This window comes from Streptomyces sp. NPDC090445, from assembly GCF_044769385.1.
In the GTDB taxonomy this organism is placed as follows: domain Bacteria; phylum Actinomycetota; class Actinomycetes; order Streptomycetales; family Streptomycetaceae; genus Streptomyces.
The window spans coordinates 26,669-48,772 of sequence record NZ_JBIVXV010000026.1 but is presented as its reverse complement, the minus strand read 5'-3'; the positions used below and the strand labels follow the sequence as shown (position 1 = coordinate 48,772).

The following is a 22,104-nucleotide window of genomic DNA, read 5'->3' as shown; positions in this document are numbered from 1 at the left end:
GTCAGTTCCTCTCTCCAGGCCGAAGCACGAACGTGCACGCCGTGCCCCGCGGGCGCGCCGCGGCGGCGGGGTTCGACCACCGCCCGTGGCGGTCGGCGAAGTGGATGCTCAACGGGTGGCCGGACTGGCCCCCCGGAAGTTCGAAGGAGGCGTCGCCGTCCGGCGACACCACGGCACGGCCGGCTGCCGCGAAGCCCGGCACGCACGTCCGGACGGTGTGCAGCGCGCCCGGCTGGGGCGTCGCCGCGATGCCCAGCAGCGGAGCCGCCCACGGCACCAGGGCGGCGAGCGGATGGTCGAGCCCCACCCGGTTGACCTCGCCCCACGTCGGCAGTCCGCCCGCGACGGCCTCGTCGACGCACTCCTCGACCAGACCGGGAGGCAGCACCGAGGGGTCGTCGGACCGCAGGACCGCGAGCAGCGGCCGGTCCACGCAGCGGAAGGCGTAGCGGAAGCCCGGTTCCAGCTCCTGGCACGAGGCGAAGAACGGCGACAGCACCCGTCGTGCGAGCACCTCCCTCAACCGCACCAAAAGCGCAAACGCACGGGAGTCGGCGCCGGACGTGCCGTCCCACGAGGCCAGCAGGGCGGCCGTGCCGTCGTCGCGCCCCTGCAGGACGCGCACCGCGATCTCGCGGTACGGCTCGTACAGCTCGGCTGCGGTGTCGTGCTGCAGGGCATGCATGTCCCGGGCGCCCTCGGCCAGCACCTGCCGGATCCGCCGGGCGCGGAAGCCGGGATCGCTGTCGTACCCGATCCGGAACGGGTCCTCGGGAAACGCGCTGTCGTTGGCGGACACCAGGACCCCGTCCGCCGGGTCGACGGACCGGGGGCGCTGGGCCCCGCTCAAGTGGCCCTCGCCCGGCCGCCGGGGCAGCAGTCCGGTCGCCATGTGCGCCATGTGTCCGGCCGAGTCCGTCATGAGCACGTTGAGCGCGATGCCCTCGGCCTCCTCCAGCACCTCGACGCCCTCTTCGACGCTCACCGCATGCGCGAGCCGCTGGAGCTTCAGGTCGCAGGCCCGCGGATCGTACCCGGTCCAGCGCACCGCGACCCGCTCTCCCATCAGCGTCCGGGGGGACACCGGCAGCGGGCCCGTCCAGGCGGTGCGGCACTCCACCTGCCGGCCGCCGCGCACCCGGATGCGCTCCGTGCGCTCCTCGGTCCCGCCGGCGGGCACGAGGTCGAGCACATCGGCGCTGAGGTTCGTGATGCCCCAGGCGATGTGCCCGTTGGTTCCGGTGAGCACGACCGGCAGGCCCGGCACGGCGAGCCCGCGCACCCGCCGGCCCGGCCACGCCAGGTCGACCTCGTACAGGAGGTTCGGCATGGCCAGCGGCAGGTGCGGATCGCAGGCGAGCCGGTCGCCCGTCGCCCAGCAGTTGGACCCGGCGACGGCCTTGTCCACCGTGACCAGGTCGTCGCCGGCACCGCGGAACCGCGCCAGCCCGTCGGGCACGCCTCCGCCGCCCGGCAGGAAGAACGCGGCGACGTCCTCGGGGAACGCCCGCCGCACCACGGCTTCCGCCCGCTTGTCCTGCTCGTTCCACGACAGCCCGTGGAACGTCGAGAGCACGATCAGCAGGCTGTCCTCGACGCTCCACGCGCGGGGCCGGTACGACAGGAACCGGGTCTCGAACGGCCGGTGGGCCAGCGCCGCGTTCACGCCGTCCGCGAAGGCCGTGAGCAGATCCCGTTCCGGCGCCTCCAGCTCCTTCGCCGCCGCCTTCGCCGCCCCGGCGAACCCGAGCCTGCGGTAGTGCTCGTCGACGGGCACGGCGGTCCTGCCCCACACCTCGGCGAGGCGCCCGGCCGCGGTACGGCGCATCAGATCCAGGTGGAAGCCCCGGTCGCGGCCCATGGCGAAGCCGAGCGCGCGTACGGCGTCCGGCCACGACGCGGCCTCGATCCGGGTCACTCCGTCCCCCTGCACCTCCGCCCGCGCCTCGGCCACGAGGCCGGGCAGCGCGGCGCCGCCGCAGTCCGGCCGGGACGCGACGAGCGCACGCGCCATGCGCACCTCGACGGCGACGCGGGCCCGGTTCCGCCGCAGGTACCCGGCGAGCGCCACGGTCGCGAGCGCCACCACCAGCCAGGGGCTCCAGGGCGGAGCGAGCAGACCGGCGAGAACGGCGAGCGTCCCCGCGGCGGCGGCCGCCGCGCCCACCACCCGCGCGGTCGGCAGCCGCCACAGCCGCCCGTACCTGGGCCGGTGGGCGGAGCAGGACGTCACCACCGGCTCAGATCTCCCCTTCGTGCGTCGCGCGCCCGTCGGCGGCCGGCAGGCGGTCCAGCTCGGCCGCGATGTCCTCGACCGTCCCCAGGTCGAAGAACGTCTCCAGCTCCAGCTCGGTCCCCGTCCTCTCCGCGATCTCGTGCACCGCTCGCACGGCGAGCATCGAGTGGCCGCCCAGCTCGAAGAAGTCGGCGTCCCGTCGGGCGGGCGGACTGCCGAGCAGCTCGCCGAACACGTCGGCGACCAGGGCCTCCGTCGGGGTACGCGGCTGCCCGGCCGCTTCCTCGGCGGCCGCTGGCAGTCGGTCTCGGTCCACTGTGCCTCCTGGGGCGAGCGGGGGTTCGCCGGCCGGCGGGCCTGCGCCGGGGTCTCGTGGCGAGTGGTCGGCGGGCTGATCGTCCAGCGGCACTTCAGGTCCTCCGGTGACGGACGGGTTCACGTGCGGACACCCCCTGCGCCGCGCAGCACGTCGCCGACCGCGGCCACCCACCGCCCGGCGGTCTCCGCATCGGTCACCTGGGGCCGGTAGACCAGCTCCAGCCGGAGTCTGCTCGCCTCCCCCGACACGTCGAGCAGCAGGTCGAGATCGGTCTCGGGCTCCGCCAGCTCCGTCGGGACCACCTCGATGTCGGGAAGCGACACTCCCGTGCGCCAGGCGCCCTGCTGGGTGACCTTCGCCTGGAAGAGCGGGAACCGCCCCGCCTTGCGCGGCGGGTTCACCGCGGCGACGATCCGGTGGAACGGCAGCCTCTCGTGCTCGTACGCGCCGAGGCACTGCCGGCGCGCGAGCTCCACCAGTTCGCGGAACGCCGTGGCGGGCGTGGCGAACCGCACCGGCAGCTGGTTCACGAACGTGCCGATCAGCTGCTCGCTGCCCGGCCACGACCGGTTCACCGAGTCCATGCCGATCACGATGTCGTCCGTACCGCTCGCCTCGCGCAGCACCTGGTAGAACGCGGCCATCACGGCCATGAACGGAGTCGCCTTCACTTCCCGTGCCAGCGCGGCGACCGCGGCGGTCTCGGCCTCGGTCAGCTCGTGCACGACGTGGGCCGCCGTGAAATCCGGGGACTGCGGCCGTTCCCGGTCCAGCGGCAGTTCGAGCACGGGCGGCGCTCCGGCCAGCCGGTCGGTCCAGTAGCGCTCGGCCTCGCCGGCCTCCGCGCTCTCCAGCCACTGCCTCTCCTGGCTGACGTAGCCGCCGAACGTCGTGTCCGGCAGCGGCACCTCCGTCTCGCCGTCCACCCACTGCTGGTAGTACTCGGCGATCTCCCGCGCCAGCACGACCAGCGACCAGCCGTCGGCGACGAGGTGGTGCAGCACCAGGGTCAGCACGTGCAGGCCGGGGCCGGTGCGCACCAGGCCCGCCGTCATCAGCGGCGGACGTGCGGTGTGCGACGACAGCCCGGGCCCGTCGCCCCGGGCCGGCCCGTCCACCGCGGCGGGGTCCTCCAGCGCCACCTGCGCCTTCGCCCACACGGTGCCCACCGGGACCCCGCGCTGCTGGGAGAAGACCGTCCGCAACGGCTCGTGCCGGATCACGACGGCGTCCAGGGCGTGCCGGAGGGCGCGCCGGTCCAGGTCCCCGCGGAGCGTGAGCTCCAGCCGGATGAGTTGCGGGGCCTTGCGCTTGTGCAGCTGCTCCAGGAACCACAGCCGCTCCTGTCCCGACGACAGCGCGCCCGGCGGCAGGTCCGCCGCCTGCTTCGGTGCGGCGGTCTCCAGTGCGGCGTGGAGTCCGCGCGCCGTCGGGTCCGCGAGGAACGCCCGCAGCGGCGTGCCCGGCGCGTCGAACCTCTTGCGTACGCGCGACACCAGCGCCATGGCCCGCAGCGAGTCGCCGCCGGCCTGGAAGAAGTCGTCGTCCGGGCCCACCGACGGCACGCCGAGCGCCTCGGCGACCACCGCCTGCACGTCCTCCAGCGTGGAGCCGGTCACCTCGGCGGGCGCGACCGCGACCTGCGTCAGCTCCTTCAGGGCCCGGTGGTCCGCCTTGCCGGAGGTGTTCGTGGGCATCCGTTCCAGTACGGTCACCCGGTGCGGCACCAGGTAGCCCGGTGCGGACGCGCGGACCAGCTCGTGCACCCGGGCGCCGTCCAGTCCGGCGTGGCCCGTGACGAAGGCGTGGAGCCGGTCGCCGGACAGCACGCACGCCGCGGCGACCACGCCCGGCACCCGCAGCAGCTGCGCCTCGGCGTCGCCCAGCTCGACGCGGTGCCCGCGCACCTTCACCTGGCGGTCGCGCCTGCCCAGGAAGTCGATCGCCCCGTCAGGCCTGCGGGTGCCGCGGTCCCCCGTGCGGTACAGCCGCTTCCCGGGCTCGCCGCCGAGGTGGTCCGGCACGAACGCGAGCGCGGTCCGCACCGGATCGGCGATGTATCCGCGGCCGACACCGATGCCGCCGACCAGCAGCTCGCCCTCGTCGCCGGGCTCGACCGCACGGCCGGCGGCATCCACGAGGTGGATCCGCGTGTGCTGGATCTCCCGGCCGATCGGCGGGAAGGTCCCGTTCGCGCACTCCTGCGCGGTGACGAAGTGGTGGGTGACGTCGTCCGAGCACTCGGTGGGTCCGTAGGCGTTGACCACCGGGATGTCGGGGCAGCATGCGTACCAGCGCCGCGCGACGTGTGAGGGCAGCGCCTCCCCGGTGGCGATCAGGAAGCGCAGCGAGCCGAGGGCGGCGCGCAGTCGGGCGTCGTCGCGCAACTGCTCCACCAGCACCGACAGGAACGACGGCACGATCTCCAGCACCGTGACTTGGTGCCGCCGCACCCACTCGGCCAGCTCGGCGGGCTCCGAGATGTTCAGCGGCGACGCGACCGCGACGGCCGCACCGACCGTCATGCCGGTGAAGCACTGCCACACCGAGATGTCGAAGGACAGCGGCGCCGTGAACCCGATGACGTCCGCAGCCCCGAGGCGGAGGTCGTGGACCTTGGCCGCGATGTGGTTGTCCATGCCCTCGTCCACGACCATCACGCCCTTCGGCGCGCCCGTGGAACCGGAAGTGAAGATGACGTACGCGAGGCCGCCGGGGTGCCGGACGGCGGCCTCCCCCGCCGCACCCCCGGGTGCGGCCGACAGCACGGCCGGTCCCAGCCCGGCCGCGTAGGCCTCGTGGCCCGGCCGCACGAACAGCAGGCGGACGCCCGCCGTGTCGCACACCTGGCGGGCCCGGCGCACGGGCGTGTGCGGCTCGACGGGTACGAACGCCGCGCCCGCCCGCAGCACGCCGAGCGCCATCGCCACGTACTGCGCGCAGCGGTCGGAGACGATCGCCACCACGGTCTCCGGCCCGACCCCGCGGGCGCGCAGCGCCTCGGCGTAGCCGGCCGACTCGCGGTCGAGGTCCGCGTAGGTGCGGGTCGCCCCGTCCTCCGCCACGGCCACCGCGGCCGGGTCCTGCGCCAGCCGCGCGTGGAACGAGGACAGCAGGTCCGTGTTCATCGTGCCTCCTCCCGGCAGAGCGACTCCGCGGTCGCCGACAGCGCGGCGCCGATGTCGTCCAGCAGTCCCCGCGCCGCCGCACGGCCGAGGGTCGCCGGCTTGTACCGCAGTTCCAGCACCAGTTCCCCGTCCTCCGGCACGGCGTTCAGCACCAGGTCGCAGGTCGTGGCGCTGATCGAGCCGGAGAACAGGCCGCCGTCGGACCGGTACGGCGCCATCCGGACACCCCCGATCGCGTCCGCCTCGCGGTACTCCTCCTGCATCACGAACATCACCTCGAACAAGGGGTCGACGCGCATCCGGTCCGGGTACTCGGCGTCGAGCGCGTCGAGCAGCTCCTCGAACGGAAACTCCTGGTGCTGCTGCGCCTCCACGCACACCCGGCGGCTCTGCGCGGCCAGCTCCAGCGGGGCGGCGTCCTCGTCGACGTGCAGCCGCAGCACCGCCGTGTTCGCGAGCAGGCCGACGGTGTCCTCCACTCCGTGGCCCACCCGGTTCGCGAGCATCGTGGCGATGCGGATGTCGTCCTGTCCGCTCCACGCGCGCAGCGTCGAGGCGTACGCGGTCAGCGCGACCATGAACTCCGTCATTCCGTGCCGCTTGGCGCCCTCGCTGACGCGTTCGGTGTCGGCGCGGGAGATCCGCAGCCGGCAGCTCGCCGAGCGCAGGCGTTCCGCCACGCCTCCCTCGCCGAACCGCGCGAACCTGGTCTCCTGCTTGCCGCCCAGCCGGGGCCACGGCGCGGCCAGCCTGCCGAGCCAGTGGTCGCGCTGGCGTGCGGCGGCGTCCCCGAGCAGCCAGTCCTGCCGCTCCACGGCCCACCGGCCGAGGCCCGGCGCGGGAGGCAGCCGGGCCGGCTGCTCACCGGCCGCGAGGCTCGTGTAGATGCGGCCGGCCTCGTCGAACAGCACCGCCAGCGACCAGCCGTCGCAGACGATGTGGTGGACGTTGAGGAAGAGCACGTGCCGTTCGTCGGCGACCCGGTAGACGACGGCCCGCATCAGCGGTGCCCGGCCGATGTCGATCGGTTCGCGCATGGCCTTCGCGATCAGCCTCTCGCAGCGGGCGGCCGGGGCCGGGCGGTGGCGCAGGTCGACGGTCTCCACCGCGAACTCCGCCGCGGGCTCCACGATCTGCACGACCTGTCCGTCTGCGGTGATGCGGGTCCGCAACGCCTCGTGCCTGCCGATCAGTTCGGCGAACGTCTTCTCCAACGCGGGCAGGTCGAGCGGGCCGTGCAGCTCCACGGCACCCGGCATGCCGAACAGCGGCAGCCCCGGCAGTTTCTGCTCCAGCAGCCACATCTGGTGCTGGGCCCGGGACAGCGGGTACCGCCCTGCGCCCGCCGGCGCCTCCACGGGCGCCGCCAGGGGTGCCCCGGCCAGCGCCCGGGCCGTGTCCTCGATCGTCGGCGCGTCCATGAACGACCCCAGCGGGAGCGTGGCGCCGTACCGGGCGCGCAGGCGGTTCACCACGCGTACGGCGGTCAGCGACGAGCCGCCGACCTCGAAGAAGTTGTCCTCCACGCCGAACGGCCCGGAGCCGAGCACCTGCGCCCAGACGTCGGCGACCTCCTGCTCGACCGGCGTCCGCGGTGCGGTCGCCCCGGAACCCGCGTCCGTGGACTCCAGCCGCGCCAGTGCCCGCCGGTCGGTCTTGCCGTCGGTGGTCACCGGGAACACGTCCAGGATCACGTAGCTGTGCGGCACCGCCGTGCGCGGCAGCCGCGGCCGCAGGTGGTCCCGGATCGCCCGCCCGTCCACCTCGGCGCCTTCGACCGGGCGTACGAACAGGGTGAGGACGGCCGTCCCGTCGGCGTGCTGCCGGTCCACTGCGGCGGCCTCGGCCACCGCCTCGTGCAGGCGGGCGTGGCTTTCGATCTCGCTCGGGTCGACGCGCACGCCGCCGATCGACAGGCGTCCGTCGAGCCTGCCGAGGAAGTCGACGTTCCCGTCCGCGTCCCACCGCGCCCGGTCGCCGGTCCGGTGCAGCCGCCCGCCGGGCCGGTCGCTCCACGGGTCGGGCACGAACTTCAGCGCCGTCAGTCCCGGTTCGCCTCCGTAGCCGTGGGCCACGCACGCGCCGCCGATGTACAGGTCGCCGGCCACGCCGTCGGGCACCGGGTTCAGATCGGCGTCGAGGATGAACAGGTCGACGTTGCCGACGGGCCTGCCGATCGGCACGTCGCCCCGGCCGCCCGCGGCCACCTCGCCGGCCGTGGCGTCGATCGCGGTCTCGGTGAGGCCGTAGATGTTCACCAGCCGCACGTCGCAGGTCTCCAGGAACCTGTTCGCCAGCGCGCGCGGCAGCACGTCGCCCGCGCATTGGACCAGGCGCAGCGTCGCCAGGTCCTCGGCGCACGTCGGCGAGTCGAGCAACGCATGGAGCAGGCTCGGCGCCACGTGCAGGCAGGTGATCCGGTGGTCGCGCACCGCCGCGGCGACGAGGTCCGCGTCCCGGCCCCCGTTGTCCGGCAGGGCGACCAGCGTGCCGCCCGCGACGACCGTCTCCAGCATCTCGATGATCGCCGCGTCGAAACCGGTGCTGCGGGTCATCAGCGTCCTGTCGACCTCGGCCCGGTCGAAGTAGCTCCTCCCCCACCGGAGCCGGTTGACGATCGCGTCCTGGCCGACGACGACGCCCTTGCGGTTCCCGGTCGAGCCGGAGGTGTAGACGATGTAGGAGGGCGCCCGTGCGGGCAGGGACGCCGCGGCCGGAACGGCCGCCGCCGGTGCGTCCGGGATTCCTTCCGCGAGCAGCAGGGGTGTGCCGCGCTCCTCCAGCCACGCCAGGCCGTCGCGGAACCTCGCCGCCGACACGACCACGCGGATCGACGCGCTCGCCAGGACGTGCTCGTGGTGCAGCCTGCCGTCGTCCGGGTTGAGCGGTACGTACACGGCGCCGATCCGCTGCGTGGCCATGAACGCCGCGACCTGGTCCTCGTTCGCGTGCATGAGGACGCCGACCGCGTCGCCCGGGCCGACGCCGTGTGCGGCGAGCCGCTCCGCGACGGCCTGCACGCGCAGGACCAGTTCGCGGTACGTCCACGCCCGCCCGGCGGTCTCGACCGCGTGCTTCTCCGGGTTCTCCAGCGCCTGCCGTTCGAACATGGCGTGGACGGAGTCGCCCGTGGCGGGCGTCCGTACGCCACGGCCGCGCGCGACCAGCCCCGCCTCCTCGCCGGCGCCGAGGAGACCCGTGGCGCGGCAGGAGGACTCCGGCCGGGCGAGGAGTCCGAGCAAGGCGCTGCGGTACGCCCGGACCGCGAGGTCGACCTTCGCGCGCGGCACCACGGAGGCGTCGTGTTCCAGCGACAGCCTGAGCTGTGCGGTGCGCATGTCCACGGTGAAGTCGGCGCCGAACGCGTAGTGCGTCGACTCCGACTCGGTGATGCCGGTGATCTCGAGCCGACCGGAGCGCACGAGGTCGTGCGTGACGTGGAAGTCGGTGAAGTTGAACCCGGTGTCCACGATCGGGCGGCTGCCGTACTGCTGCTGGATCGCCGCGTTCGGGTACCAGCGGTAGCGCATCAGCTCCAGCTCGGTCGCGTGGACCTCGCGGGCCAGCCCGGCCCATGACTGACCGCCGATCACCGCACGCAGCGGCAGGTTGTTCAGGAACAGCCCCAGCACCTTGTCGGCGTCCGGCTGCTCCGGGCGGCACGCCACCGTGAGGCCGGTGACCACGGTGTCGCTGCCGGACAGCCATGCCAGCACGCGCATGTGCACGGCCAGCAGCAGCGCCTTCGGCGGCACCCCCGCCTCGGCGGCGACCGCGTGCAGGTCCTCCACGAGGCCGTGCGGCAGGGGTACCGGCTCGTGCCGCATGTCCGGCGGGCCCGTGCGTTCTCCGGCCAGGTCCGTGGGGTTGGGCGTGGTCCGCTCGCGCCAGAAGTCCTGGTTCCCGCGGTCGTCGGCCGCCTGCCGTTCGACCGCCACGTAGTCCGCGAAACCACTGCGCAGCCTCGTGACAGGCCGTGCCGGCCTGCCTTCGAGGAGGTCCAGGTACCTGGACGCCAGCTCCTCGAAGAACAGGTTCACCGACCAGCCGTCGAGGATCGCGTGGTGGTGCGTGAAGACCAGCTGGAAGCTGCTCGGCGAGAGCACCACCACGACGAGCCGGAACAGCGGCGCCGCCGTGAGGTCGACCGGCCTGCTGCTCTCGTCCCGCAGCAGTTCCTCCAGGCGGGCGGCCTGCCCGTGCTCGTCGAGGTGCTCGATGTTCTCGAACCGCAACGGGAGCCCGACGCCGCGGTGCACGACCTGCATCGGCGCGAACCGGTGGCCCAGGTCGAAGCCGGTGCGCAGGATCTCGTGCGCGCCCACGACGGTCTCGGCGGCCTCGCGGAACACGGCCGGGTTCATCGGCGCGCGCAGGGTGTAGCTCAGCATGATGTGGTACTGGGCGGCCTCCGGTGCCAGTTCGCTGTGGTAGACCATGCCGGTCTGCAGCGCGGTCATCGGGTAGGCGTTCTCGACGGTGTCCGGGAACGACCTCGCCACCCGCTCCGGCAGCAGGCCGAACGGCGGCACCCGCGTCGGGGCCTGCTCGGGCGCGCCGGCGGCCGCGGCGAGTTCCGCGAGCACCGGCTTGGCGTAGACGTCCCGCACGGTCAGGTGGACACCGCGTTCGCGGGCCAGTGCCACCAGCCGGATCGCGCGCATGGAGTCGCCGCCCAGCTCGAAGAAGTCGTCCGCCGTCGAGACGGTGCCGGCGTCCAGCGCTTCCCGGTACGCCTCGACCAGCGCCTCCTCGGCCGGGCCGGCGGGCGCCACCGCGTCCTCGGCGGACGACACCGTCCGGAGGGCCGCGAGGGCGGCGCGGTCCAGCTTCCCGTTGGCCGTCAGGGGAAGGGCTTCGACCACCGACACCGCGGACGGCACCATGTAGCGCGGCAGCGTCAGGCGTACTGCGCGGAGCACGTCCGCGGCCTCGATGCGCTTGCCGTCGGCGGCCGCCACGGCGGCCACCAGTCGGCCGCCGGCCACCGCCGCGCCCGCGGTGGCGACGCCGGGCTGCGCCGTCAGGGCCTTCTCGACCTCGGCCAGTTCGATCCTGAACCCGTGGAGCTGTACCTGGCCGTCGGCGCGGCCGAGGTAGTGGAGGTGCCCGCCGCGCCGCCGGCCCAGATCGCCGGACCGGTACATGCGGGCGCCGGGGACGGGGCTGAACGGGTCGGGTACGAAGCGTTCGGCGGTGAGCCGCGCCAGGCCGGGGTACCCGTTGCCGACACCGGTTCCGCCGATGTGGATCTCGCCGGCGCAGCGGTCCGCACAGGGCCGGCCGTCACGGTCGAGGAGGTACAGCGCACCGCCGGGCAGCGGCCCGCCGATGTCACCGGCCTGCCACACGGCGGGGCCCGGTGCGATCCGCTGCCAGGACGCGTGGACGGTGGTCTCGGTGATGCCGTACATGTTGACCAGTTCGCCGCCTGCGATCTCGTACCAGCGCTCGGCGAGCCGGTGCTCGAACGCCTCGCCGCCGAAGATCACGTACCGGATGTCGCGCACCCGGTCCGGGTGCTCGGCCGCCACCGGCAACAGCACGGAGAACACCGACGGGGTCAGGTTGAGCACGGTCACCTGCTCGCGCTGCAGCAGCCGGCAGAGCGCTTCCGGCTCCCGCGTGACCCACGACGGCACCACGACGAGCGTGCCGCCCGTGGTCAGGCAGCCGAACACCTCCCACACCGAGAAGTCGAACGAGCACGAGTGGAAGAGCGTCCACGTGTCCTGTGCGCCGAACCCGAACCCGGCGGCCGTGCCGTCCATCAGGCCCAGCACGTTCCGGTGGGTGACGTGCACGCCCTTCGGCCGCCCCGTCGAGCCGGAGGTGTAGATGACGTAGGCGACGGCGTCGAGCGGCACCGGCGGACACTCCGGTGCGGCAAGGCCCTCCTCGGCCAGTGACGTCAGGGCATCGGCGTCGATCAGGTGGCGGACGCCGGCGTCCTCGACGACGCCGTCGATCCGCGCCTGCGGCCACGCCTCGTCCAGCACCAGGTACGCACCCCCGCTGCGCACCACGCCGAGCAGCGCCACGACGAGGTCGATGCCGCGCGGCAGCGACACCGCGACGACGTCGCCGCCGCGCACGCCCCGCGCGCGCAGGCCTCGTGCGACGGCGTCGGTGCGCACGCCCAGATCGCGGTAGGACAGCGACTCGCCCATGTGCCGCAGCGCCACGGCGTCGCCGCGCTCCTCGACGGCCCCGGCGAGGCGGCCGGCCAGCGAGTCGTGCGGGGCGGGCGTCCTGCGCGGTGCGGCGCCGACGCCCCAGGCGTGGCCGTCGCCGACGGGCAGCTCGGCGACCGGACGGTCCGCATCCGGTACGGCCAGGCGGACGATCCGGTCGAGCAGCCCGCCGAGTGCGGCGGCGTCGTCGTCCGCGACGGCCCGGCGGTCGAACTCGATCGCCACCGACAGCGTGTCGCCGTCGTCCTGGACGAGGAAGTTCAGGTCGTACTTGGCGCTGTTGTGGTCGACGTCGAGCAACGACGCATCGAGGCCGTCGAACAGCGGCGCCGGCACGGCCGGGCCGACGTCGGTGACGACGACGTTGAACAGGCCGCCCTCCCGTGTCACGGGCGGGATGCCCAGCTCGTCGCGCACCACCTCGACCGGCAGCCGTGCGTGGTCGAGGGAGGTCAGCACGGCCGACCTGACGCGTGCGACGAGGTCGCGGAACGCGGGGCGTCCGGTCAGGTCCACCCGGACCGGGACCATCGCGACGAGGTGCCCGATCAGTGTCCCGAGGCCCTCGCGGTCCCGGTTGGCGACCGGCGTGCCGACGACCAGTTCACGCCGATCGGTCACGTGCGCCAGCAACAGCGAGACCGCGGCGGACATGACGACGAACGGGCTGGCGCGGCACGACTCCGCGAGCCCGCGCAGGGCGGCCGTGGTCGCGGCGTCGAACCGCACCGTGTGCTGGCCGCCGCCCTGTCCGGCGGCGGGTTGCGGCAACGGCAGGAGTCCCAGTCCCGGATCGGCCAGTCGGTCGCGCCAGAACCGCCGGGCGGCGCCGAGGTCCGCACGGCGCAGCCACTCGTGCTGCCAGTTCGCGTAGCCGACCATGCCGAAGTCGCCCGTGGACGGTTCGAGCCCGTTGTAGCAGCGCGCCAGCTCGTCGACCAGCACACGCACGGCCTCGCCGTCGGCGATCAGGTGGTGGACGGCGACGAAGAGCACGTGCTCCTCGGGCGCCAGCCGGAACAGCCGGACGCGCAGGGGCGGTTCGGTGCCGAGTTCGAACGGTGTGCCCGCCAGCTCCGCGCACCGCCGCAGGCACTCGTCCTCGGTGGCGTCCTCCACTGCGACGGGTGCTGCGGCGCACGGCAGCACCTCCTGGCGGGGCACACCGCGTTCGGCCCGGAAGACGGTCCGCAGCGAGGGGTGCGCCGAGCGGACCCGGTCGAGCGCCGCACCGAAGGCGGCGACGTCGAGCGCACCGCGCAGCCGGACCGCGCCGCAGATGTGGTAGACGCTGCTGTCGGCGACGAGCTGGTCGGACGACCACAGGCCGCGCTGGCCCCAGGTCAGCTCGCCGAGGTCGCCGCCCGCGGCAGGCGGCCACGGGGACGCGGCCCGTCCCGCCAGCAGGCGCACCAGGTCGTCGCGGTGTGCCTTCATCTCCGCCAGCAGTTCCGGCGGAACTGCGGCTCCGGCCGAGCGGAACTTGATCTTTCCGTCCTCCAGCCGCAGTGCCACGCCCAGGTAGTCCAGGCGCCTCATCACGTCGTGCGCGGTCATCGCTCCCCCTCGATGGCGTCTTCCGGGTGCGCCGCGCCCGCGGCGAGCACCCTCAGGTAGCGCTCGGCCAGCCGCGCGATCCCCGCGGTGCCGTACCGGTCCCCCGCGTACCGCAGGGAGCAGCGGTAGCCGCCCCCGCCGGGCTCGATGTCGAGCATGAGCGGGTACGGCGAGGTGCCGTTGTCGATCTCGATCAGCTCGGTGGTGACTCCGGCGAACTCGGGCGTCCCGTCGGCCGGCGGCTGCATCACGACCATGACGTCGAAGGGCGTGCTCGTCGGATCCGCGTCCGGCGCCACTGCCTTCACCAGGTGCTGGAACGGCAGGTACCGCGACCGGTAGGCGCGCAGCGAGCTGTCCCGCATCCGCTTGAGCGCGTCGTGGAAGGAGTCGGTCGGCCCGATCGCGACGGGCAGCAGCGACACGTTGAGCAGGGGCCCGACGACCTCCTGCAGTTCGGGGCGGTCCCGGTTCCCGATCAGTGTGCCCAGTACGACCGTCTCCGGTTCGCCGCCCCCGCGCAGTACGGCGGCCAGCGCCGTCGCGAAGACCATGAACGGCGTGGTCCCGGTCCTGCCCGCGCACTCCCGGACGGCCGCGGCCGTCCGCTCGTCGACCTCGAACCAGTGCCGTGTCGCGCCGGCGGCTCCTCCCGGCTCCCCGGGGGGCGCGGTGACGAGGGGCCCCGAGAGCACGCCCTGCCATTCGTCCGCGAGTCCGGTCGCGCCGGACAGCCAGGCGTGCTCGTCCACGCAGTACTGCGCGTACGTGTAGTCCGGGCCGGCCGGCGGCCGCCCGTTGTGGTGGTCGGCCAGCCGGCGCAGGAAGACGGGCAGCGACGGTCCGTCGCAGACGATGTGGTCGATGGTGACGACCAGCTGCCACTCCTCGTGTCCGCTGCGGACGAGCAGCGCCCTGAAGGGGAGTTCGCGCGGCAGCCCGAACGGGGTGCCCGCCTCCTGCGCGACCACCTGTTCGACGGCCTCGGGCCCGAACTCGGCGACGGCGCCCCGCAGGTCGGCGTGGGCCAGTGCGAACTCCTCGGCCGGTGCGGGCGCCCAGTGGAGCACGCCGTCGGTCTCGGTGAACCTCGCGAGCAGCACGGGGTGCGCGGCGAGCACGGCCCGCAGGCTCCGCTCCAGCGCCTCGGGGTCCAGCGGGCCGGTGAACCTCAGTACGCCCGGCATGTTGTAGACGGGGCTGCCCGCGTCGAGCTCGCGCAGGAACCAGAACCGCTGCTGTGCGGCGCTCGCGGGCACCGGCCAGGCCACGGATGCGGCGGTCGGACGGAACGGTGCCCCGGCGCGGGGGCCCGCGCGCCGGACCGCCTCCACGAACTCGTCCAGGCACGGGTTCGTGAACACGGACTCCACGTCCAGTTCGACCGACAGCGTGCGCGAGACCCGGTCGAGCATCCGCAGGGCGAGCAGCGAATGCCCGCCCAGCAGGAAGAAGTTGTCGCGCCAGCCGATCTCCCGGCGCTCCAGGAGATCGCACCAGACGGCCCGCACCGCAGCGGCGGCCTGGTCCTCGCGGACCTCCGCGGCCTCGTCCGACACCGCGGGGACGTAGCGGAGCGCCGCGTAGTCGACCTTGCCGTTGCCGAGCCGGGGCAGGCTCCCCAGCCGTACGAACACCGACGGGACCATGTGCCGGGGCAGCCGGTCCCGCAGCGCCTGCCGGATGCGCGCGTACTCGCCGGCGTCCGGTACCCGTGACCGCTCGCCGTCGCCGAACGCCAGGTGCGCCACCAGGGACACGCCGTGGGGCGTCTCGTGGGTCCTCGCCGCCGCGTCCACCACGCCGGGGAGCTCGCGCAGCGCCGCCTCCACCTCGCCCGGCTCGATGCGCAGGCCGCGCACGGCGATCTGGCGGTCCGCCCGGCCGAGGTATTCGAGCACCCCGTCCGCGGTGCGCCTGCCCAGGTCACCGGTCCGGTACAGCCGGGCGCCGGGCGCCGCGAAGGGGTCCGGTACGAAGGCCAGCGCGGTCCGGCGCGGGTCACCGAGGTACCCGCGCCCCACACCGTCGCCGCCCACGCAGATCTCGCCGGCGGCACCGAACGGCACGGCGGCCAGCTCGGCGTCCAGCACGTGGACCGAGGTGTTCGGCAGCGGTGCCCCGATCGGCACCGGCCGCATCTGGTCGTCCTGCCGGGTGACCTCGGAGATCGTCACGTCGTCCGCGCACTCGGCGGGGCCGTAGGCGTTGTACAGACCGACGGACGGGCACTCGGAGTGCCACCGCCGGGCGATGTCCCAGGTCAGCTCCTCACCCGTGGAGACGAGCGCACGCAGCCGGTTCGGCTCGCAGTGGAAGCCCTCGTCCAGCAGTGCCGAGATCGTCACCGGCACGACCTGCAGCACGGTGATTCCGTCACCGTCGATCGCGCCCTTGAGCCGGGCCGGGGACGCCGCATCGGCGATCCGGGTCCGCGCACCCGCCACCAGCCCGGTGAGCAGCTGCCACACCGAGATGTCGAACGACGCGGGCGCGGTCTGGCCGATGCAGTCGTCCGGGCCCAGGCCGAAGTACTCGACCATCTGCCACAGGTGGTTGGTCAGCCCCCTGGTCGTGACGACGGCGGGCTTCGGCACACCGGTCGAGCCCGAGGTGTGGATGACGTAGGAGCTGTGCAGAGCGGACGCCCGGAGGGCCGGCCGGTGCGCGGATTCGCCGCGCAGCAGTTCGTCCACGTCGAGCACCGGCACGCCGCCGTGGTCGACGAGGTGGCGGCTCGGGGCGTCGGTGACGGCCACGTGGGCGTCGAGGGCCGAGAGCATGCGTGCGGCGCGCACGGGAGCCTCGGAGGGTGCGATCGGCACGTAGCAGCCGCCGGCCTTGTGGACGCCGACCACGACCGCGACGTAGCCCGCGTCCCTTGCGGCGCACACCACGACGTTCGTGTCGGGGCCCACGCCTGCTTCGGCCAGCACCGCCGCCACGTGGTTCGCGCGCCGGTCGAGTTCGGCGTAGGTCAGCGTCCTGGTGCCGTCGTCCACCGCAACGGCGTCCGGCCTGTCGGCGACGTGCCGGTGGAACGCCGTCAGGTAGTGCTCCTCGCGCTCGGCACGGGCTCCCGTGCCGCCGGCGACCACCGCGGCCAGGCCCTCCGCGTCCAGCAGCGGAAGCCGCAGCACGTCGGCAGCGGGGTCCTTCACCAGCGCGCTCAGCACGGCCGCGTACGAGGCGGCGAACTGCTCGGCCTGTGCCCGGGGCAGGAGGGCGCTGTCGTACTGGAGCCCGAACTCCAGCCCGTCGCCGAGTTCGGCGACGTTCAACGCGATGTCCGTCTGTGCGGCCCGGTCCGCCACGGGGTGGGCGCGCAGGCTGCCGTCGCCGAGGGCCAGCGCCGCCGACGCGTCGCCGAGCACGAGCCCGGCCGCGTCCTCGCCGCCCGGCAGCGCCCGGGTGTAGTAGCCGAACATCGCCTGGAACACCGGCGGCGCACCGGATTCGCGGTCCACGTCCAGCTGCCCCGCCAGCAGCGGGAACGGCAGCTCCTGGTGGTCGAGGGCGTCCAGCACGCGCCGCTGCACGGTCCGGGCGAACGTGCGGAAGCCTTCGCGTCGTAACGAGGACCGGACGGGCAGCGTGTTCACCAGGTAGCCGACGTGCGAGGCGAGCTGCTGATCGGCCCGCCCCGCCACGGGCACACCGGTCACCAGGTCCGCCTGGCCGGACAGGCGGTGCAGCAGCACCTGGAAGGCGGCCAGCAGCACGTTGTGCCGGGTCAGTCCTTCCCGGCGGGCGAATGCCGCCAGCCCTGCGGACACGTCGGCGGGCACCCGGAACGGGATCGTCGTGCCCGCCCAGCCCCGGCGGCGGGTCGCCGACGGGAGCGACAGGACCGGCAGCCGGCCGTCGAGTTGCCCGCGCCAGAAGGCGCCCAGCTCCTCGGCGCGGGTGAGCGCGGCGGCCTCCAGCTCGGCCGGCAGCTCGCTGTACGGCGCGGCCGGAACCGGGGCGTCGCGCTCGTACTCCTCGACCAGGTGGGACAGGAGGACCGACAGCGACGAGACGTCGCAGACGATGTGGTGCAGGGACAGTACGAGCACCTGCCGATCGCGGCGCTGGAGCAGTCCGGCCCGCACCGGCCAGTCGTGTTCCAGGTCGAACGGAGTGGTCGCCCACCGCGTGGTCCACGCGTCGGCCTGCTCGTCCGTCCAGGACCGCGCGTCCACGATGTCCGGGACGACAGCGGCTTCGGGCCGCACCTCGGCAACGGGTGCGCCGTCGACGTCACGGACCTTCAGCCGCAGGGAGGCATGGCGGTTGACGACGGCGTTGAGGGCGCGCGTCAGCCGGTCGGCGTCGGCGGTGAGCGTGAAGGCGCGGGTGACGTTGTAGGCGTAACTGCCCGGGTTGGTGCGCTGGATGAACCACAGCGCCCGCTGGGCCTCGGTGAGGCGGGGACCGTTCGATGCGGCGGCCGCGGCGATGTGGGCACGTGCGTCCAGCGCGGTCCGGGCGAGCTCGGCGATCGACTCGGTCCGCAGCACGGCGCTGGGCAGCAGCCGCACGCCGAGCAGGCTCTCGATCTCGTGCTGGAGGCGCACCGCGACCAGCGATTCGACGCCCAGTGACGCCGGCGAGTCCCGGACGTCCAGGTCGCGTGTGCCGAACAGGTCCCGCAGGTGCGCGGCGATCGCCTCGGCCAGCCATTCGGCCCGCGCTTCGTCGTCCGCCGCACCGAACCCGCCGGCGCTCACCTCGGCGACCCGGTCGGCCAGCGGCGCCGAGCCGGTCCCGGCGTCCGGAGTGGACCGCACCAGGTGGGGCAGCTCGCCGGACAGGAACCGCTGCTTCGCGGCGAACCGCTGGACCTTGCCGCTGGAGGTCTTCGTGACCGCGCCGGGCGGCGCCAGCACGACCGTGTGCGCGCGGACGCCGTAGTTCCGCGCCAGCACACCGCGGATGCGCTGGATGACGTGCCGGTACTGCCCTTCGGGCGTGTCCGCCCGCACCTCGTGGACGACCACCAGCACGTCGTCGTCATCCGTGCCGAAGACGGCCCCGCACCCCGGCCGCAGCGCCGGGTGGGCGGCGGCCACGTCGGCCTCCATGTCCTCGGGGTGCAGGTTCCGGCCGCGGGAGATCACCAGGTCCTTGAGCCGGCCGGTGACGTGCAGCCGGCCGTCGACGACGAACCCGAGGTCCCCGGTGCGCAGGAACGGCTTCCCGTCCACGCGGAGGCCGAAGGTCCGGCGGGTCGCCTCGGGGTCGCCCCAGTAGCCCGCGCCGTTGCCGGCCCCGGCCACGCATATCTCGCCGATCCGGCCGTCGGGCACCCGCTCGCCCGTGTCGCGGTCCACGATCCGCAGGGTCGCGTGGTCGGGCAGCCGGTACGAGATCAGCTCCCTGGCCGTCGCCGCACCGTCCGGGCGCGCCACCGCCGTGCCGGCTTCGAGCGAGGCCACGTCGAACAGCCGGCTCTCGCTCGGCTCGTCCGCTTCCGTGCTCGCCACCAGCAGGGTCGCCTCGGCGAGCCCGTAGCACGGCGTGTGCGCCGCGGCCCGGAACCCGCTGACCGCGAAGGCCTCCGTGAACGTGCGCAGTGTCTGCGGCAGCACCGGCGAGGCGCCGTTGAAGGCCACCCGCCACGAACTCAGGTCCAGCCCCTCCCGCTCCTGCGCGGAGGACTTCCGGACGCACAGGTCGTAGGCGAAGTTCGGACCGCCGCTGACGTCCGCCTGCTCCGCCGAGATCGTCTCCAGCCACGACATCGGCCTTCGCAGGAACGTGAGCGGGTCGAGGATCACCGCCCGCGCCCCGGCGTACAGGGGCTGCAGCAGCCCGCCGATCAACCCCATGTCGTGGTGCAGCGGCAGCCAGCTGACGACCGTGGAGTCGGGCCGTACTCCGAAGGCCCGGTTGATCGCAGCCTCGTTGTCCATGAGGTTCCCGTGCGTGACGATCACGCCGCGGGGAGCCCGGGTCGACCCTGAGGTGTACTGCAGGAACGCCACGTCGTCGGAGGCGATGTCGGGCACGGCGGCAGCAGGTCCCGACAGCGTCTCCACGTCGACCCATGTGAGGTCCAGCGCGCCGACCGGTGTGGCGGCGAGGTACTCCCGCAGCGGTGCGACGGACAGGATCACGCGGGCGCCGCAGTCGCGCGCCACACCGGCCACGCGCTGCAGTGCGGACTCGTTGGCGGGCAGTGACAGGGGCACCGCGATCACGCCTGCCTGCAGACAGCCGAGGAACGCGTACGCGAACTCGGCCGTGGGAGGCAGCAACAACAGCACCCGGTCTCCCGGGCCCGCCAGCTCGCGCAATGCGCCCGCCGCCGCCGAGACGCCCTCGCTCAGCTCGCCGTAGGTGAGCGAGCCGCCCCGGCCGAGCTCCGGTGCGAACGTCAGCGCCCGCTCCGACCCCCGCCTCTCGGCGTGCTCGTGCAGGGTGGTGATCAGATTGCCGTGCATGGGCTCCCCCGTCGGTCCCTCGCCTGTGGCGCCGGATCGCTACTTGATGTCCGAGTTGCCGTACGAGAAGTCGCCCCGCCGCACCAGGTCGTACAGCCGCTTGCCGGTGCTGGAGGGGCTGAAGAAGAACTTCATCGGCTCCGGCCGGTCCAGCAGGCCGTGCTTCACGAAGTCCCGCACCGCGGCGGCCCAGTGCACCGGGCCGAGCTTCAGGACCTGCATCGCGTACTCCTGGAACGGCATCGGCGGCCCGAACCAGTGGTTCACCGAGACCGACGGCGCGAGGGCGCGGAAGTCGTGCCAGCAGCCGCGCGGAACGAACAGCACGTCACCCGGCCGCACGGTCGTTCCGTACAGCGCCGCGTCCTTCAGCAGCGGGTTCTTCCGGAGGTCCACGGCGGCCAGGTCGAGGCTGCTGTTCACGATGTTGTCCGGGAACGGGTAGGCGGCGGCCGTCTGGTCCCACGGGATCATCACGACCTCCTTCTCACCCCAGATCTGGACGAAGAGGTTGTCGTTCAGGTCGGAGTGCAGCATGGACCTCGTGCCGGCCGACCCGATCCACGCCCGGGTGTCCACGGCTTCCTGGGCCGGGTCCAACAGCGCCCGGAAGTCGTAGTCCCCGGGTGGCAGGATCTCCTCGACCCGTACGTGCGCGAGGTAGCACGGCGGCTTCGGCGCTTCTTCGAGCATCTCCTCCAGGAACTCGCGGAAGGTCAGCTCCTTCTCGTAGTCGTGCTGGTCGCCGGGGTACAGCACGCCGCTGGTCGGCAGGCCCATCAACGCGGTGACCTGCTTGTCGCCGTGGTCCTCCGCAAGCCTCTCCGGCGTCCAGTTCCGCACTGCCGGCCACGCGTCGATCAGCCCGGCGAAGAGCATCGGGCTGCGCGCCTCGCTGATCGCCCACTGCAGGTCGGACGGCGTCGCCTCCGTCAGCCGCGGGATCGGGCGCACGTCCACGCCCTGGGAGCGCAGCCTGTCGCGCAGCAGGTTTCCCGGAGCTGCCCGCTCCGCCTGCGCCACGCCGGTGTCCATCATGAGCCTCCGTTCAAGCAGTTCGACGGGTTCGCGGGGTCCGAGGGGCCCCAGCGGTCCGAGGGGTCCCAGCAGTCCGAGGGGTCCCAGCAGTCCGAGGCGGTCCGGTGCGTTCGGCTACACCGACAGATAGGTGCCTCCCCGGCCGCGGCGCCGCACGTCCAAGGTGGCGCAGTGGAAGGAGCCGCCGAAGCTGTAGACGTGCCGGAAGTCCACGGGCACGCAGGTGAAGCCCCAGTCGGTCAGCGCGTCCAGCAGCGGCCTCTCCTGGCGCTCCACGACGACGGTCTTCTCGTCCAGGGACAGGACGTTCATGCTCAGCCAGGGGCTGCAGAAGTACATCGGCCAGTCCGGCCCCAGCGCCGGCTTCGGCGCCTCGAGGATCTCCCAGTCGCGGAACAGCGGGTGCGGCACGTACCGGTCCGGGTTCACCAGCAGCTTCCCCGGGGCGAGCGGCACCATCGTGGCGTCGATGTGCATGGCGTGCGGATCGTTCACCGGCACCTGGTGCACCCGGAACCGGGAGCCGAGCGCACGGCGCATCCACTCGATGCCGAACTCGTTCGTCACGTGGCTGCGCTGCACGACCAGGTCGTCACCGAACCGCATGAAGTCGGCCGCGTCGAACACCGGCTCGAACTCCGTGATCGCGTAGCCCGTCTCGGTCTCCTCGTCGAAGTCCCCGTCGAAGAGCGCCTGCGTCAACTCCGGCTGGGGCGCGGCGAGCCAGCCGCCGCCGCGGCGGAAGTAGGACTTGATCAGACCGCGGAACGCGTCCACCTCGTGCTTGCGGCAGCGCCACGACATCGGCGTCTCCACGATGGTGTCGCCGACGACGATCAGGAGGTCGCGGGGCATGCCGGACGAGTTGCCGCCGCTCTCCCACTCGGGCGTGCCGAACCGCTTCGTCTGGTCGGCGAAGTCCGGCCGCACGACCTTGATTCCGCGTGCCTCCATGGCGGCCGCGAACTGGCTCAGCTCCTCCTCGGCCGCGGCGGCGTGCTCCGCGGGCAGGGGCGTGCCCCCCTGCTCCCGGAAGATCCGCACGGAGTCGTGCGGAAGGGTCGGAGCCATGGACTCCTGCCAGGTCGGGAACACGCCGCCGACGAGGCTGCCGACGACGACTTCCTCCAGCGGATCCCATTCGGTGTAGGAGTTGACGACAGGAGCGGTTCCCTCTGGACGAACAGACAATGTCTTCCCTATT

Annotated in this window: 7 protein-coding genes; all 7 read right to left on the bottom strand. The window is 73.5% G+C overall.

The genetic code is table 11. The annotated features are described in order from the left end of the window. Window position 1 precedes the first annotated feature (1 nt). The 7 genes from ACIQUT_RS32255 to ACIQUT_RS32225 all read right to left on the bottom strand — a co-directional run bounded on the left by ACIQUT_RS32255 (window position 2) and on the right by ACIQUT_RS32225 (window position 22,091). Window positions 2-2,236, bottom strand: coding sequence for a penicillin acylase family protein (locus ACIQUT_RS32255; RefSeq protein WP_403568171.1), 2,235 nt, complete (start codon window positions 2,234-2,236; stop codon window positions 2-4). A gap of 4 nt (window positions 2,237-2,240) precedes the next feature. Next, window positions 2,241-2,552 (bottom strand): phosphopantetheine-binding protein, encoded by a 312-nt coding sequence (locus tag ACIQUT_RS32250; RefSeq protein ID WP_403568169.1) that lies wholly within the window; start codon window positions 2,550-2,552, stop codon window positions 2,241-2,243. 119 nt (window positions 2,553-2,671) lie between these two features. Beyond that, complete coding sequence (locus tag ACIQUT_RS32245) at window positions 2,672-5,683, bottom strand: amino acid adenylation domain-containing protein (RefSeq protein ID WP_403568167.1); 3,012 nt, start codon at window positions 5,681-5,683, stop codon at window positions 2,672-2,674. Next, entirely contained in the window at window positions 5,680-13,434 is a 7,755-nt protein-coding gene (locus ACIQUT_RS32240; protein ID WP_403568165.1) for an amino acid adenylation domain-containing protein, read from the bottom strand. The genes ACIQUT_RS32245 and ACIQUT_RS32240 overlap by 4 nt, the downstream gene beginning before the upstream one ends. Beyond that, window positions 13,431-19,862 carry an amino acid adenylation domain-containing protein gene (locus ACIQUT_RS32235; RefSeq protein WP_403568163.1) on the bottom strand — a complete coding sequence of 2,144 codons (6,432 nt, stop codon included), beginning with the start codon at window positions 19,860-19,862 and terminating at the stop codon, window positions 13,431-13,433. The genes ACIQUT_RS32240 and ACIQUT_RS32235 overlap by 4 nt, the downstream gene beginning before the upstream one ends. Before the next feature lie 39 nt (window positions 19,863-19,901). After that, a complete protein-coding gene (locus tag ACIQUT_RS32230) occupies window positions 19,902-20,897 on the bottom strand; it encodes a cupin-like domain-containing protein (RefSeq protein WP_403568161.1) in 996 nt (331 codons plus the stop codon). A gap of 117 nt (window positions 20,898-21,014) precedes the next feature. Next, on the bottom strand, window positions 21,015-22,091 hold the full coding sequence (locus tag ACIQUT_RS32225) for an amidinotransferase (RefSeq protein ID WP_403568159.1): 1,077 nt from the start codon (window positions 22,089-22,091) through the stop codon (window positions 21,015-21,017). Window positions 22,092-22,104: the final 13 nt, after the last annotated feature.